Below are 15,301 nucleotides of genomic sequence, written 5' to 3'. Positions count from 1 at the left end.
ACGGCCTTAAACATGCAACAGATGGGACTATTCCGATGAGCTGTCCCATCTGTTGAGTTCCACCTGGTATGTCGCAAACGACGTCAAATAGTGGCTTCTGCGAACTTCTATAATTTGCTTCCCAAGATCCAGCGCCCGACGCTCCACCCGAAGTAACGGCGTTCCATTGGCAACCGAAAGCGCCTCTGCAACATCAGCATCGGCAGCAACGGCAGCAACAGATTCCTGGACCGACATCACCGTAATGCCCCAGCGCTCGTTCAAATATGGGTACAAAGAACTGGGTAGCGGCAGGTTATCTTCCAAACCATCACAAAGTTTTGCCGAAAAGACCATATCTTCCAACACGAAGGGGCGATCCTGATTGTGACGCACACGCTTTAGCTGGTACACTTCCTCGCACTTGGGCGCGAGTATTTCATATTCGTACTTGGTAGCCTTACGCCGTCTCAAATCTTCAGAAAGCGTTTGCGGGGTAACGATATTGGCATTCCCATCGCGCAATCGGAAAAAGGCGAACAACACCTCTTCCTGGGTGGTTCGAGCAACCATTGTCCCCCGACCCGGATGACGAACAAGCAACCCCTTTTTTTCCAGCGACGTAAGGGCCTTGCGAATAGTTCCCTGGCTGATATTGAACTCTTCGGCAAGTATGAACTCATTTGGCAATTGTTGTCCTGGCACCCAGACCTTGTTCGCGATCCGCCGCAGCATTTCATTCTCAGCCATGCGGTAAAGAGGCTGCGCAACCAAACTCGACATTTTTGACTTACCAGGTTTTTCCTTGTTTGATTTTGGCATTGTTAGCTTATCCACTTGCATGACATCGGGAATACGAAGCATAAGTTGTTATATCAGATACATGATATCATCAATGATCATCTCAGTCTTGACTGTTTTAATCAGTTGGAAAACACCCTCCAACCTAAACATCTTGTTCTCAAATACACCGAAAATACGATAGTCCCAACATTCCCCAAATCGTCAAATGCACCGTAAAGGATGAACTGCCTCTATATCCTAAACAAGTAAAGCAACACCGGTAAAAATTAAAACGGCGAACACAAACCGCCGTAAGGTAGCGTCGGATACTTTGGGCGGCATGCGTTTAGCAAACCATGTAAACAACAAAACAACAGGCACGGCATACACCGCCATCCCAACGGCCTCAATCGGGACGGCGTCCTGAGTATAGGCAATAATGACGCGAAATGTTGCGATCAAGAAAAAAGCTGCGAGCAATGTGTCGCGAATAACCTCGCGCAACCATGGCTGGCGATAAAAATGAAAAACGATCGGCGGGCCAGACGTTGCATACATCCCCCCGAGAAAACCGGCCAATGCACCTGCAACAAAAAAACTACTGTTTGATGAAGGGGTTGGCTTGGCCGATGGCCGCAACATAAACAATATTGCGCAAATAGCGATCACCCCGCCAAGCAAGCGACGCGCAAGCATAAGCTGCCCGGCCCCCTGCCAATAATGCAACAACCAAACTCCTAACCAGGTGAAAGGCAGGGACATTCCGACGACGATAATCAAATATCGGAAAGCGATATTCCCGGCGTTATTTTTTAAAGCAAAAGACGTATTGACCAAACTCACTAAGGTCACCGCCGCCGTCGCAACATTTAGAGGCACAACGCCAAGCAGCGCAACTCCCCCCATCACCGTAAGTCCTAATGCAAATCCGGTCACCGTTTGGACATAACAACCAACCGCAACAATCGACAAAAACTGAAAAACAGCACCCAACGGCAAATCAATCATCATTTAAATACTCTGTAAAAACGAAAACTCTGCCCTGCCTCCCGACAGCAAAAACCTTAACTTCTGGCACCAGATTTATCGGAAATGCATGACAAAATATTTTAGTATCTTATTTCTTATACATGATTATTTGCATGTCAATAAGCACATTGCGGACAATCGCCTTATTCAAGGAACTTTTGGGAAACCGGCCTGACGGACCAGGACGCACTGGACAGCCATTTTGACGGCGTTGATCCGACGACGAACAAAAACCCTGCGGGAAATAACAACCCCAGCGGGGAGAACGTCCAATGAGCGAGAAAAAATCCTACCGCGACCAGGTGGCCGAAGAACTGCTCAAACAGGGCAATGTGCCGATCTTTCATGATCAGCGGGATCGGGCCTTTTACCGCCCAATGGCCGATGAAATTCATCTGCCGCCACAAGATGCCTTTGGCAGTCAATATGACTATTACGCAACCGCCCTGCATGAGCTTGGCCATGCCACCGGCCATCAATCCAGAATGGCCCGCGAGTTCGGGCCGTTTGGCTCGGAAGTCTATGCCAAGGAAGAACTGCGCGCCGAGATTGGCAGCTACATGCTGAGCACCGAACTGGGGCTGGGCCATTATCCCCAGCGCCATGCCGCCTATGTCAAAAGCTGGATGAAGGCGATCAAAGAGGATCGCAATGTGCTGTTCACCGCTGCGCGCGATGCCGAAAACATCAAAAGCTGGATCATGGAACCGGACATGCGCGAGCAGCTCAAACCGGTTCTGGCTCCGGAAAAAACAAGGGAGGTTTCGCCCATGGAGACGCCAGACAACAGCCCGGCAACAGATCAGACCCCGGCCAAACGCCATTATCTCAATGTGCCTTATAACGAGAAGAATGACGCCAAAGCCTTGGGGGCCAAATGGGACCGGCGCGCCAAATCCTGGTATGTGCGCGAGGATGCCGATCTCAAACCCTTTGCCCGCTGGAATGAAGCAACGGCCCAACAGCCGGAAACGCGGATGCGCCCGGAAGAGGAGTTTGCCCTCGCGTGCCGGGAAAACGGTCTGGTGATCGACGGCCCGCCGACCATGGATGGCAAATGGCACCGGGTCGCGGTTGAAGGCGACCGCAAGGGCCAGAAAAGCGGCTCCTATCGCGGTTTTATCGAGGGCATTCCGGCGGGCAATATCGTCAATTACAAATCCGGCAATGAAGCGATCAAATGGGTATCTTCTGCCGCTGAACGCAACCCCGCCGAGATTGAACGCAGCAAAGCCGAAGCCGCCGCCCGCAAGGCGCAAATGGAGGAAAACCTCAAGACCCAATACAGGCAGGTGGCCAAACGCGCCTATGCCATCCTCCAGGGGGCCGATACCGCCAGCGGGGATCATGTCTATTTGCAGCGCAAGCAGGTGGGCGGCGAGACACTCAAGACCGATCCCAACAACAACCTTCTAATGCCGATGACCACTGCCAAAGGTTTTATTGAAAACCTGCAAATGATCACGCCCGATGGCACCAAACGCTTCCTCAAGGACGGCCGCAAGACTGGCTTGATGCACATGATCCCGGGCACCAACAAAAACAGCACAGGCCCGATCCTGATTGCCGAAGGCTATGCCACCGGCAAAAGCCTCAATATGGCGACGGGCTATCAGACCGCGATTGCCCTGGATAGCGGCAATCTCGCCCCGGTCGCCGAAGCCCTGCACAAGGCCTTCCCCGAGCGCCCGCTGGTGATTGCAGCCGATGATGATCATGGCGTGGAAGCCAGACAGGGCATCAATCCCGGCATCAAGGGGGCTGAGCGGGCAGCGGCGCTGGTGGATGCGTCGGTTATCCGGCCCAACCTCTCGCCAGCGGAGAAACAGGCCGGGCTGACCGACTTTAACGATCTGCATGGAACGCGCGGCATGGAGAGCTTCGCCAAAACCGTCAAGCAGCAGATCAAGGAACTGGGTCTTACGCAAAAAATGCAGAAAACCCGCTCCCTGCCCGCGCCCAAACAACAACAGAAGCAACAGCGCCCGCAAGTGGCGATGTGATCCTTAATCAATGACCGGCAACGGGTGATCGTTGCCGGTCATCCCGCTTCGTTTCTCTCACGACAAAGAACGACCTCATGGCCACCACCCGTAACCTGGTTAAAACCTATCTCGACCCCGCCGAACTGGCCCGTCTCGATACCTTAACCGGCCAACTCCGCCTCAGTCGCTCGGAACTGATCCGCCGCCTGATTGTCGGCACACGCTTGCCCAATGCCCGCGATTTTGCCGCCTCCGAGGCCATTCTCGACCTGCTTAAGGTTAATGCCGATCAGGCGCGATTGGGCAACCTGTTCAAGCTGGCCCTGGATGAACCGTTGAGTGCCGATTTGTTGGCCAAGTTTGATCAGTTGATTGTCGAGATCGAGGGGACGCAAAATGCGTTGAAACAATGCGTGCGCGAAATCAATAACCGGATCGGGTCCCCTTCCGCATGATCGCCCGTAAAATCCCCAAAAAGAAAAACATTCCCGACAATTACAAAAAACTCGCCGACTATATTGCGGCAGCCAAAGAACCCGGGGAAAAGCTCGACCGGTTCTGGATTGCCAATTGCAACGCGGGGGAAAAGCGCGAAGATCTTGATCTGGCCATTATGGAAATCAATGCCATTCGTCGCATGAAACCGGCCATTGATGACAAAAGCTATCACATGATCGTCTCGTTCCGACCGGGCGAGAAAGAACACCTGTCTGATCAGGACTTAAAAGATATAGCAGGAAGTTATGCCAGCGCCCTTGGCTTTGGCGAGCATCAATATGTAGCCGCCACCCACATCAATACCGACAATTTCCATATGCACATTGCCTTTAACAAGGTGCATCCGCAAACACTGAAAGTGCATACACCCTTTAACGATTATAAAATCCGCGACCGCGTCTCGCGCCAGCTTGAAAAGAAATACGGCCTGTTTGTCGATAACGGCATGTCCCCCGAAAACCGCAACAGCCAGAAACTCTCGTCCGAAGCCAGGACGTTTGAAGCTCATACCTGGCAAGAAAGCTTTCAAACCCATGTGCTGGGCCAGCGCGATGACATTCTTGAGCGTGCCGCCAAGGCCAAAAACTGGCAGGCATTGCACGAGGCACTGGCCGATTACGACATCACGCTCAAAAAACGTGGTAATGGTTTTGTCCTGCTCAGCCCCGATGGCCAGTCCATGAAAGCCTCGGCGCTGGACAGAACCATGAGCAAGGCGGCATTGGAAAAGAAGTTCGGCGCGTTTACGCCACCAAAACCAAAACATCAAAAAGCCGGTCAGAAACAGCGCACCAAGCATCGTTACCGGCCCCGCCCCACATTACGCCACCCGGCCATGCCGCCCCTATGGCGCAAATATCTGGGCACCCGCAACCTGACACCAACCCGGACCACCCTGCTCGGGCGAACCCTGTCAAACTGGAAACTGTTTCTGATCAGCGAAGCCTATCGCGATCCGCTGGCCATGGTGTTCCTGATCGCCCAGCAGGAACTGCTGCACCTGGTGTTTGGCGATAACCGGCCCACCCCCGTCACCAAACTGGCCAATCCGGCGCTGGCCGCATGGAAGAAAGCAGGCAACTGGGCGACGGCAAAACCGCTGGCATGGCTGGCAGACAGCCGTTCCACCGGTCGGGGCTGCCGCATGGATGAGGACGGCAATCTGCTGGTGCCGTTCAAGGATCACAACGGCTATATGCAGGCGGTGCGTCTCTACTCCCCGGATGGGAAAACAATGGATATTGGTAGCACCCAGACACGCGGCCTGACCCACCTCATTGATCCGAAAAAACAAGTCAATGCGGGGCCAGTGATCTTTACCGCCGATTATGCCGATGCCGTTAAAATCCACGATGCCACACGGCGACCAGTTGTGGTTCTGGCTGATCCTAATGATATGCGACAGGTGCTGATCGAACATCAAAGGCAATATCCCGACAGCAAAGCAATCATTGCCGATCACAACATCCCGCGCCAGCCCAATGTGCCATCCATTCCCCTGCCCGATCAGGACGATCCCACCGACATTCGCCGTGCCTTTGCCAAAGCGACCGATGACAAAGCCTTTATGGTCTGGGATGCTTGCACCAACTGGGCCAAACCGGATAATTCTGCATGGCTTAAAACAGCAGGCCTTCGCGGTTATGGCGTCAAGCTGACGGCGGATGGCAACGTGGCCGTTCCCCTGAGAGATCGTTCTGGGCGGATCGAGAATGTCATGCTGATTGATAAACAGGGCCAACAAAGCCTGGTGCACGAGGCGGATTCAGAACAACCGCTTTGCCACATGATCGATCCGCAAAGACGCCAGGACAAGGACACCCTCATTATCGCCCGGGATTACGCCGATGCTGCCACCCTGCACCGTGCCACAAACTGCCCGGTGATGGTGCCCGCCATACCCGATGGCTGGGCAGCATTGGCCGAACAGATCCGGCAACGCAACAATGACGCCCATATTGTTGTGGCACTTGATGCCGCCGAACAGCCCGACGACAGGGAGAAATCGACAAAACTGGGCGTGCAGATCATACGTCCCGTCATGGCCACGTCCTTCAAAGCCTATGCCGCACCACATGAAGGAAACAAGGTGTCACGCCTGATCGAAACCGGTCATGCGCCCTACAATTTTGATCCCGAGAAATCACAATCGAGCTTTGTGAAGCTGCAAGACGCTGACGGGTCACAACGCACTCTCTGGGGGGGTGATATTGCTGACAGTGTCAGACAATCGGGGGCCGCCAAAGGCAACTGGATCACGCTTGAAATTACCGAGAAGAAAAAGGTCCAGGTTGAAGAACGTTATCGCGACGAAACCGGGCAGCTACAAAAACGCGTCATCGAGACGCACCGCAATGTCTGGAAAACCGAGATCAAAGAAGATCCGGCCAAAACCCCAACAATGACAGCCCTGCGCACAGAATTGGCCGCAAAAGTGAATGATGATGCCTGGCGTGCCTGGCAGATGGCCTCTCTGGCCGACAAGAAAACCATCAAGGCCCGACCGGAACTGGGCACGACAAAAGCGTGGACGAACTATCGCATAGATGAAAACGGCAAGGTGCTGATCCCGCTTCGTGACGGCGGCAATCGCCTGGCCGCTCTCTATCAAGTTGATTCCGACGGAACAGGCGACATGATCACAGGGCCTGGCAGCGACAAGGGGCTGCACCATGTCATTGGCGGCACGCTCTCAAATAACCCCAAAGACCCGATCCTGATAGCCGATGACCTAGTCAGCGCCATCGAGCTTAACAGACTAACGGGAAAACCGGTTGTGTGGGCAGTGAAGGCAGAGAACCTGAAGGCTGTGGCCGAAAACCTGCGGCGGTTTATGCCCAAACATCGGATCGTTATTGCGGCGACCGATGCGCATATGGCCAAGGAAAACCGACCGATGGCGTTGGCGCAAGAAGCGGCAAAGGCTGTAAAGGGAACATTGGTTGTACCGCCGTTTTCGGAAGGCGGCAGGAAGCAAAATGTTATGACGTTCGGAGAACTTTTACTAAATAAAAACACAAGACAGGTAAGTGAAATATTGCATGAAACTGGTTTGCAGTTTGGTCTTCTCCCTAATCAATCGCAAACCCCCGTCCATAGCCCGGCCCGTCCGGTCCAAATTGATTAGAAAGTCTCGCTTAACATCACCCCAAATGCGTTAAACACCCAAAGGCCAAAGCTGCGTAGCATGTAACACACGCAGTATCCGTATCCTTAGCCCGTCTTCCTGATACACAATAATGTAGTTCCCTCCGACAACAAGTTCCCTGGTATTCTCAACTCGGCCCGAACGGCCAATTCCGGGAAACGTTAGCAGCTTTTCAGCCTTCATTTGTATATCGTCTTTTACACGCTGTGCCGCATCGGGATTATCATCAGAGATATAATCAACAATCCCCAGAAGGTCGGCACGTGCCAGTTCCAGCCATTCCAGTTCAGACACGGCCACGCTTCCGGTCAATCAACGCCTGTGCCTCTTCCATGACCTGTTGATGGGGCACCGCAGAGCGCTCATCAGCCAGGGCCTCTTTCACTTTGCCACGAAACCATGCATCATGAACTTCCGGATCAGCTGTTAACCCAGCAGGCAACCCACCCTCTTTGATAACACGCGTTAAAAGGATACGGACAGCATCTGATACCGTCAGGCCGAAACTGGCGAGCTTTTCAGCCGCATCCGCCTTCAGTTCATCGTCCACGCGAACGTGCAGCATTGATGTTTGAGCCATGATAAATTCTCCACTTGCCATATATGACCTCAAGTATGTATCTCAAATGAGATACAGTCAAGCTGTGTTCATTGTGATCTGCGTGTTCAATCCTTTCAGGGTGTCAGTCCTTTTTCTTCTTCAATTACCGCGCTGACCCAATAAAAGTAGAATTTTCTCGAACATAATGAACGAGGAAATTTGGCGAAGCACATATCCTTTCAATCCAGTGTCAGGCAGAAGATAGCGTTTCTGTGCCATAGCTTTGCAGGAAGCACGGAATAAGTTCGGCGCGTTTTTTAAAAATCACGAGCTAGGCATGGCAGAATGGACACCACCATGATCAGCCAGATGAGACGAGAACCAACGAGACACATGCCAGAGCAGTTTGAAACCTGCTAGCGGCATCGTTAATTGATGGGTCAGAAGTCTTGAAGCTTTAACCCCCTGCCCCTGATATTGGCAAAATCGGTCAATGCAGGATAAGTGAGTTTATTGGCATTCTGATCCCCGTTATTCGGATCGGCATAGGCAAGAAGTTTCTGGATCTGTTCAAGTTTTTCAAATTCTCTTGAATCCTCATCCAAAGCCTTAAGGACATATGCCTTGAATGCGTCGATGGCCGTTTCGGCCTTGTCTTCTTCGTTTGAAACAAGCCGGGTGATTTCTGTTTTCATACTGCCATAGCCATGCCCTTTGGCCCGGCCAATAGCATGACGATATTGGCCGGTATTTTTGCCGTTACCAAAACAGATCGCCCACAGCAACAAGCCAAGCTCTTCCTGCCTGAGATTCTTGAATTTGATGGTTTGGGTGAATTTGGCACCGGATTTTAAAAACCGCACGGCTTCCTGCGTGTCAGGATTGTCATTGGGAATGACAAACTCGTTAACCTTGCTGCGTACCGGGTATCGTTTGCGCCCGCTTAGACGACTGTCGCCGTCATTATAGCCATCGGCACCAGTCAGATAATATGGTTCAAACGACGGTCGCGGTACGCCGAACACCCCTTTTTTGACCTCCCCTGGCTCTGCATTTGTCGAAATCGCAAAACCAAAAGAAACCCGCCCTTTCAACGCAGCACGGGCCGTATCATCCTGTTTGGAAAGCCTGTCCTGATCCACACCTTCGACCGCACCAAACATTGCAGTGGGCATATCCCACCCCAAACCGCCCTGTGAAAACGCGGGCACACGATAGGTTTCGGCCTCCTGCCCACCATAAGTTCGCTTGGCAATATCGCCGACCGTGTAAATATTGGGTTTCCGCAACACCGGCGACAAGCCAAAGCATACACCTGCGTCATGCATAGTTCTGGCATCTGCGAAGGAATGTAATTCAGATCCGTCAATCGCCGTATAAAACACCGGAATGCGTCGCCCGAATGCCTTGTCATAAGCACGCTTATCAACGCTCTTAGCCTTTGAAAGCCATTTTAAATGGCCAATCTGGCTAAGCCAGAACCGCCAGCTTTCCAGTGGAACCCCGCCGTCATTCGACGGCGTTGTATAAAGCTTATTGAACTCGTGCATAATTTCGGGATGAACATCATATGATGCAGCATCCCTTTTCGGCGGCAGAAACAAATATTCGTGGGCTTTGGGTTTATCTTCGGAAACTGTCGCCCCTGTACACACAACATACCCGGTAACAGCAACGGAACCGGTTTTATCAAGCTCGCCCACAAAAGGTTTGTGGTAGCCACTTCTTCCTGACGGCGGAGTACCAATAAAGTTAACCTTGGAAATCAAGCTGGCCTTTGCAAGCAGCTTTGCCTTTTCAGGCGACTGCTTATGCGCCCAATCGGCAACATCAACCTGAAAATATCGGCTCAGTTCGGCGAATTTGACAAGATAGATATTATCGCGCGTCCGGCTGTCACCGGCATGATAAATCCGCCAACTGCCTTCACCGCTTTTCATCGTGATTTCAGTATCGGTGTCGGGTGTATCGGGCACCCATTCAAGCCATGCCATTCTTATCTTGCTTGCCGAGGTGTCGAGACGAACATCGTCATCGCCGCCTCCAGCCGTGCTATTTTTACCGATCATTGCCCGCGTACCGTATTTCCGATCCGCATTGATCGGCCCCAAATGCGCGAAACCGGCAATTTCCGACACCGCACGAATGGCCCCGCCGGTCGTACTTCCGGGCAGCACATATGTCCGGCCCTTGCCCTTTTCATCATCGGCAATAAAAACGTTCTCGTGCTCGCCATCGGCATTCTTCACACCCGACGCCACACATAACGGTGTATCTGCCGTCCATTCAACCGTCATTTCGCCGGTCAGGGTGCCTGGCACCGGGCGGTCGTGGCGAATTTCATCGAGCGCAATCGGGGCTGGAACAACCTTGTTGTTCAAAGGGATAAAACGATAACCGGATTTGCTCATTTCTTTTCTCCCTCAACCACGTTGAACCATCCAAAACCACTATTGGTGCCATGTCCGATCTCCAGTCCATCCCTGATCACCGCTTTGACCAGGCGCGAGACGAACGCTTCTTCTTCCTGTGTTCCCGATCCCCGGGCACATAATTTTAGCCCGACCCTGAAGGCCGCATGGCAAAAGGCCTCGACCGAAAACAGGGCGCCGTCAATAACCCCGCCGGAAAAGCGGTCAATGGCAATACCCGAAAATTTTTTGACATAGCCGTTATCCGCCGTATCAACGATAGCGTCCAACTCCAGCGTCCCGCGCCAGCCACTAACGCCAAACAGGCGCTCGGTCACCGACAGATCCGCGCCAGACGACCACGCCGATGGCTTAAGATCGGGATCATCGCGATGATCGGGGTTTTCAAGGGATGCGAGCCAGACCGCCCGCGCCCGCAGCACCCCGAACAGGGATGACGGCGGCAAGGCCGGTCCGCCCTGCGGCGTGCGCAAGGCATGGATCACATTGTTCGCGCCTTTTTCGTCGTCCTCACCGCCGCGACCATAGGGATCGGCAATTAGAAACGGGGCGGTTGCGCGCAGGGCAAGGTGCCAGGTTTTTTGCGGTGCGGAGACAACATCATCACTTTCAATCGGCGCAACGCTCATATCCTGGTTTTTGATGCTGAACGTTACCGGGTCAAAGGTTGTCATCATTCCCTTGATGCACGTGTTGCCCAATTTGATCCGCCCACTGCCAAAACGACTGCCCTGGCCGATTGCCAGATAGCCCGCCTTTTTGATCAAGCCGAGCAAGATGCCAAGATCGTCGGCAACTTCTTTTGCGGTGCCGGTAAAAATGCAGTCAACCTCAAACCGGGTCTGCGCCACAACGTATTCCCGATTAAACAAATGGTGGCGTTTTACGGTTCCAGTCGCCCCGTCAATACGGGTCCGTGTCGAAATCCAGCACCGGGTTTTGGCATCATAAAGCGGCAAAGGCGGAAGCTCTGAGCGGGCATGAACCATACGGCCATAGCCAAAGGACAAACGCCCCATACGCCCTTCATTGGTGCTGACCTCGACCGCGCCCTTGCGATAGGTTGGTGTCGAATTGATTTTGCCAAACAGCTTGTCACACAGATCTTCCTGCCCGGCACCAAGCACCAGCCGCCGGGCGGCGGCCTTAATCGCTGTTGCGGTCAGATAAGGCATCCCGGAGCCATCTTTGGCCGTTACCGAAACCTCCGGGTCGGCATCATCGCTCGCCCCGTGGTTGGATTTTCGTAATTCCGATAACTTTACTGTCTCACCGGTGCCAAGATGAAGATCGGACAACAGTTCAAGTTCCAGCGTAAACCTGTAATGCGATAACATTAGCCGATCTCCTCATGCTGCAAATCAGGATCAACGGCATCTGCGCTTACTTCGCCAAATCCCAGTCGCGGCGAGAACGGAAAACGCTGCCAGTTATGCGCCACAGCCGGGTTATCATGCGCAGCAGGCAAACCGGACCGGCACAGCACAGCGATAAACGCATTGGCCGCCCCTTCAAGGTCAAGCCGAAAGACACTGCCGACCTCGGTCACGAAATAGGGATAGTATTTATCATCGCGCAGCGGATAGCGCGCAGCAAGATAGCCCCCGGCATAACGCTGGGAGGCATAAAAATCGAAGCTGCCATCGTTAAAGCGTACCTGACTTTCCGGGTTACGGCTGTTCCAGTCGTCAACCAGACCGGACCAATAGTCGATATAACTTTGGCGCAACCAGCGCGCCGTTCCAGCACCTTGGCGTTCAAGCATCGACATGGAATGAAGAATGGCGTCACTTTGCAATGTCACCCGCCATAAACCCTTGTCATCGGGTTTAACAGGTCTGATCACGTTATCAAGCGGATAGACCACCATATTGGCAGACGCGCGCGTGCTGCCGATCCCTGGCAGCCCCCCATCGGTAATGATCGCCATCATACGAGCAAATTTCGCACGATCATCACCGGTCAGATCATGAGAAATGATTGTCTGCCATACCCGGTTTTCCGGCACAATGCAAATTTCGCTAAACAACTGACTGGTCGCCGCAATGCCTTGCTGTGCGTCAATCGCGGTGCGGGTGCGCACTTCGCGGCCAACAGGTTCCGGTGCCCCGAATCTGGGTGCGATTTTGCCCCATTCCGGGTCTTTCCAGTCCAGGGAAAAACGGCATCCGCCAAGTGCGCTATAGAACTTGAAATCGTCTGCATCACAAAAACCGTCCAAAAACCGTTCCGTCGCTTTGCCCGCATCGAAGGCGGCGGCATCCGCATAAAGTGCCAGTGACCTGGGAATTGTCCGGGGCCGATGCGCGATGCTGCTGCCGTCTTTTCCATTTGGCAACAGCACCGCATTGCGCACAATAATCGCATCAAGAATGTCGGAATAGTCGCTATAAGTCTGTGCGCCATGCGATTGCAGCTTGGCCGCCATCGCCCCCTTGATCACAGCACCCGACGGGTTAACATCACTTTTCAAAACATTGGTGCCCAGTTTTGTGCTGTTCACCAGAAAAGGCTGGTCAAATGTCAGTGCAACACTGTAATCCGAGGCCGAAGACGCCGCAAAATCAAACCCCGGGACCGGTGTTTTTTCGGCAACGTCGTTATCGACTGTTACACGCGCGAACCTGATCCCCACGACCCGTCCAAAGCCGCTGCTTTTATTCGCGCCGAGTGCCGGTATCAGACCGCCCGCAACCTTGAAGATTTTCACAACATCTGTAACATCGGCGCCTGCTCCGACGCGAATATCACCTTTGAATATTGCGCATTCACCAACGGCAAACGGGCTTTCAATCACTTGCAAGGCACCGGTTCTCACCGACCCCGTTTCTTCGTTGATCGCAATGCGGGTTAAGGCCCGTGTTGAATCGGGCTTTGCCGCATCGTCATTCGCGACCAGAACAAGATCGGAAAATTCGAGAATGCCGCGTGCCGGTGCCCAATTGGGCCGCCCGCCATCCGCATTATCATCTTCCCCATCCGTTTCCGTTTCGGTTTCATCGGTCGTGCTGGTTGTTGCCCGGCCAAACAACACGTCGGGATGACAGCCATCGGCAAATTGCGCCCCTTGTTGCAACATTTCGCCAATAACATGGCGCATATTTCCACGCAGAAGACTTTGCGGCACGATCATCTGACCCTTGGCATTGCGCAGCATACCATTATTGATCCCGAAAGACGGTGCATTCAGACCGCTAAACAGAAATGGCGCTCGCACAGTCAGCTCAACGCTAATCACATTGTCAGCCATTGACCACTTCCCTTGCATCGTCTGACGTAGCTTCGGAATATTTGACATCCCCCAAATAATCCCAAAGTTCGGCTAAACGTTTAAATGGTAAAAGCGGATGAACAGAACCACCAAAGGCGGGATCAGAGCGCAACTGTTCAAGGATGTTTTTTTGCGGATCACCAAAAACGGCTGTATTTTCCATCCAGTCTTCGACCAGAGCAATATCATGATCCGTGCTGTGGCCCAGACAGTCTGATTGCGCCCGTGCCCGCCGCAACAGGTTATAAACCTGTCCGCGTGAAATAATACCGTCTGCTTTAATCGCTCCCACCGTATCCGCCAGTGACCGGTAGCCCTCTGCAAAATCTATGGTAAAGGCACCAATATCACCCGTGCCGTAAAATGTTTTGCGCCAGGTGTTAATCTCGGGCGGCGGGGCCTCGCTTTCGAGGATAAGATAGGTAAAGCCCGAAAAAGACTTTGGCGTCTTTTTTGCGTGATCCTTACCCTGATCGGCAATGGTGCGCACCAAGCCCTGAATTTCACGGATGGGTGTTTTGGCGTTGCAAACCACAACGCCCCCGCCATGGGTTAACATTTCACCGGTAGCAGGCAGTTTCCAAATCGGGTCACACAGGTTTTCGGCTACACAATCGAGAACGGTTTCAAGCAACCAGGACGGAAAAACGAACATCATTTCGTCACCACCCCACAAAAGCGTCTCGAAGCGGAACCTGGGTTCGAGGTTCGTGTCCTTGTCGGCGTAATAAACCGCATCCATACCATCCGCATCACGCTGCGCGATCGCGTTAAACCGGGTCAGGATTGCGCAAAGGAGCGCGCGCCGTCGTGCCTGCACATGATCGGAAAATGCCTTGGCCCGCGCCATCCCTTGTTGATAGGAAACCGGCGTATCCAGGGATAGAATATTGCGCCGCGCCTTGCCAAAACTGTTACCGTCCAGATACAAAACAGCCATCTTGGCCTGCAGGGATTCCGGTAACCCTTTGGGCGGGTTGGCAACAATATCCTGAAACGAATTAGCAAAATGCTCCGGTATAATATCGTCGTCCTGCCCCGAAAGAACCCCGGCAAGTTCGTGCGGGTAAAAGTTCTGGCGCATGTCACGGCCAAAGGATCGACGCTCCTGAACACTTTGCGACACAAACCGTTGCCCAGAACCGGTTATGATTTTGCCGCCATCTGCGGGGCGAAACTGGTCAATGCGACAGCGCCCGGCATTGTCGAGACGTGGATCTGGCACATCAATTGTTACAGATTGCAACTGACGTTTGCGAATAATCGCCTGGGCAAGGCTTTCTGCCTCCAGATACCCCGCGTCAACCGCAACCGCCGCACTGGCAAAACCAAGATGGCGATAAATCGGTGGAACATCCTTGTCCTGTCCCGTTTGCAAACCGTCAATCAGATCAAGCACGACCTGATCAAGCATTGCAGCATCACACCCCTGCACATTAAAAACGCCCCCCGACGCCCCGGTATAAACAATCTCGACCTCAAGATCGGGACATGCTTTTTGCAACGCAGCAACCAGAATGTCGGGTGCATTCAAATAAGCCAAACTTGCGCCGCGATTGGTACTCAGGTCATCTGTATCAAACAGGGTGTTTTGAAAATTCACCCCTTCTATTCTCAATAAAACGTTCACACGCC

General features: G+C 53.1%; 11 protein-coding genes. 3 read left to right on the top strand and 8 right to left on the bottom strand.

Going from position 1 to position 15,301, the window contains the following annotated elements:
- Positions 1–27 precede the first annotated feature (27 nt).
- A complete protein-coding gene (locus AAC086_RS02210) occupies positions 28–843 on the bottom strand; it encodes a GntR family transcriptional regulator (protein ID WP_339774739.1) in 816 nt (271 codons plus the stop codon).
- A 177-nt stretch (positions 844–1,020) separates the two neighbouring features.
- Positions 1,021–1,773: a sulfite exporter TauE/SafE family protein gene (locus AAC086_RS02205; protein ID WP_339774736.1), complete on the bottom strand. Its 753-nt coding sequence runs from the start codon at positions 1,771–1,773 to the stop codon at positions 1,021–1,023.
- 290 nt (positions 1,774–2,063) lie between these two features.
- On the opposite strand from AAC086_RS02205, the gene AAC086_RS02200 reads away from it, so the two are divergent.
- From AAC086_RS02200 to traI, 3 genes are all read left to right on the top strand, one after another.
- Complete coding sequence (locus tag AAC086_RS02200; RefSeq protein ID WP_339774733.1) at positions 2,064–3,794, top strand: zincin-like metallopeptidase domain-containing protein; 1,731 nt, start codon at positions 2,064–2,066, stop codon at positions 3,792–3,794.
- Positions 3,795–3,871: 77 nt separating this feature from the next.
- Positions 3,872–4,231, top strand: a complete 360-nt coding sequence (locus AAC086_RS02195; protein WP_339774730.1) for a ribbon-helix-helix protein, CopG family — start codon at positions 3,872–3,874, stop codon at positions 4,229–4,231.
- Entirely contained in the window at positions 4,228–7,401 is a 3,174-nt protein-coding gene (gene traI, locus AAC086_RS02190) for a TraI/MobA(P) family conjugative relaxase (protein ID WP_339774728.1), read from the top strand. The genes AAC086_RS02195 and traI overlap by 4 nt, the downstream gene beginning before the upstream one ends.
- 30 nt (positions 7,402–7,431) lie before the next feature.
- Here the strand turns inward: traI and AAC086_RS02185 are convergent, their stop codons facing one another.
- The 6 genes from AAC086_RS02185 to AAC086_RS02160 form a co-directional block, all read right to left on the bottom strand.
- Complete coding sequence (locus tag AAC086_RS02185) at positions 7,432–7,716, bottom strand: type II toxin-antitoxin system RelE/ParE family toxin (RefSeq protein ID WP_339774726.1); 285 nt, start codon at positions 7,714–7,716, stop codon at positions 7,432–7,434.
- The gene (locus tag AAC086_RS02180; protein WP_339774723.1) at positions 7,709–8,002 is read right to left on the bottom strand and encodes a type II toxin-antitoxin system RelB/DinJ family antitoxin; all 294 of its coding nucleotides are present in this window, start codon (positions 8,000–8,002) and stop codon (positions 7,709–7,711) included. Before AAC086_RS02180 ends, AAC086_RS02185 begins: the two co-directional genes overlap by 8 nt.
- Positions 8,003–8,403: 401 nt before the next feature.
- Positions 8,404–10,374, bottom strand: coding sequence for a TIGR03986 family CRISPR-associated RAMP protein (locus AAC086_RS02175; protein WP_339774721.1), 1,971 nt, complete (start codon positions 10,372–10,374; stop codon positions 8,404–8,406).
- Positions 10,371–11,732 (bottom strand): RAMP superfamily CRISPR-associated protein, encoded by a 1,362-nt coding sequence (locus AAC086_RS02170; RefSeq protein ID WP_339774719.1) that lies wholly within the window; start codon positions 11,730–11,732, stop codon positions 10,371–10,373. The genes AAC086_RS02175 and AAC086_RS02170 overlap by 4 nt, the downstream gene beginning before the upstream one ends.
- Positions 11,732–13,645, bottom strand: coding sequence for a hypothetical protein (locus AAC086_RS02165; RefSeq protein ID WP_339774717.1), 1,914 nt, complete (start codon positions 13,643–13,645; stop codon positions 11,732–11,734). Before AAC086_RS02165 ends, AAC086_RS02170 begins: the two co-directional genes overlap by 1 nt.
- A complete protein-coding gene (locus AAC086_RS02160) occupies positions 13,638–15,296 on the bottom strand; it encodes a hypothetical protein (RefSeq protein ID WP_339774714.1) in 1,659 nt (552 codons plus the stop codon). Before AAC086_RS02160 ends, AAC086_RS02165 begins: the two co-directional genes overlap by 8 nt.
- Between the last annotated feature and the right edge of the window lie 5 nt (positions 15,297–15,301).

The sequence above is a fragment of the uncultured Thalassospira sp. genome, assembly GCF_963976115.1.
In the GTDB taxonomy this organism is placed as follows: domain Bacteria; phylum Pseudomonadota; class Alphaproteobacteria; order Rhodospirillales; family Thalassospiraceae; genus Thalassospira.
This window is presented reverse-complemented; position numbering and strand designations above follow the sequence as displayed.

Bases quoted from the DNA above. Each gene is read 5' to 3' on its own strand.
- traI (WP_339774728.1), top strand. From the start codon at position 4,228: ATGATCGCCCGTAAAATCCCCAAAAAGAAAAACATTCCCGACAATTAC.
- AAC086_RS02195 (WP_339774730.1), top strand. From the start codon at position 3,872: ATGGCCACCACCCGTAACCTGGTTAAAACCTATCTCGACCCCGCCGAA.
- AAC086_RS02210 (WP_339774739.1), bottom strand. From the start codon at position 843: ATGCTTCGTATTCCCGATGTCATGCAAGTGGATAAGCTAACAATGCCA.
- AAC086_RS02180 (WP_339774723.1), bottom strand. From the start codon at position 8,002: ATGGCTCAAACATCAATGCTGCACGTTCGCGTGGACGATGAACTGAAG.
- AAC086_RS02170 (WP_339774719.1), bottom strand. From the start codon at position 11,732: ATGTTATCGCATTACAGGTTTACGCTGGAACTTGAACTGTTGTCCGAT.
- AAC086_RS02205 (WP_339774736.1), bottom strand. From the start codon at position 1,773: ATGATGATTGATTTGCCGTTGGGTGCTGTTTTTCAGTTTTTGTCGATT.
- AAC086_RS02200 (WP_339774733.1), top strand. From the start codon at position 2,064: ATGAGCGAGAAAAAATCCTACCGCGACCAGGTGGCCGAAGAACTGCTC.
- AAC086_RS02175 (WP_339774721.1), bottom strand. From the start codon at position 10,374: ATGAGCAAATCCGGTTATCGTTTTATCCCTTTGAACAACAAGGTTGTT.
- AAC086_RS02165 (WP_339774717.1), bottom strand. From the start codon at position 13,645: ATGGCTGACAATGTGATTAGCGTTGAGCTGACTGTGCGAGCGCCATTT.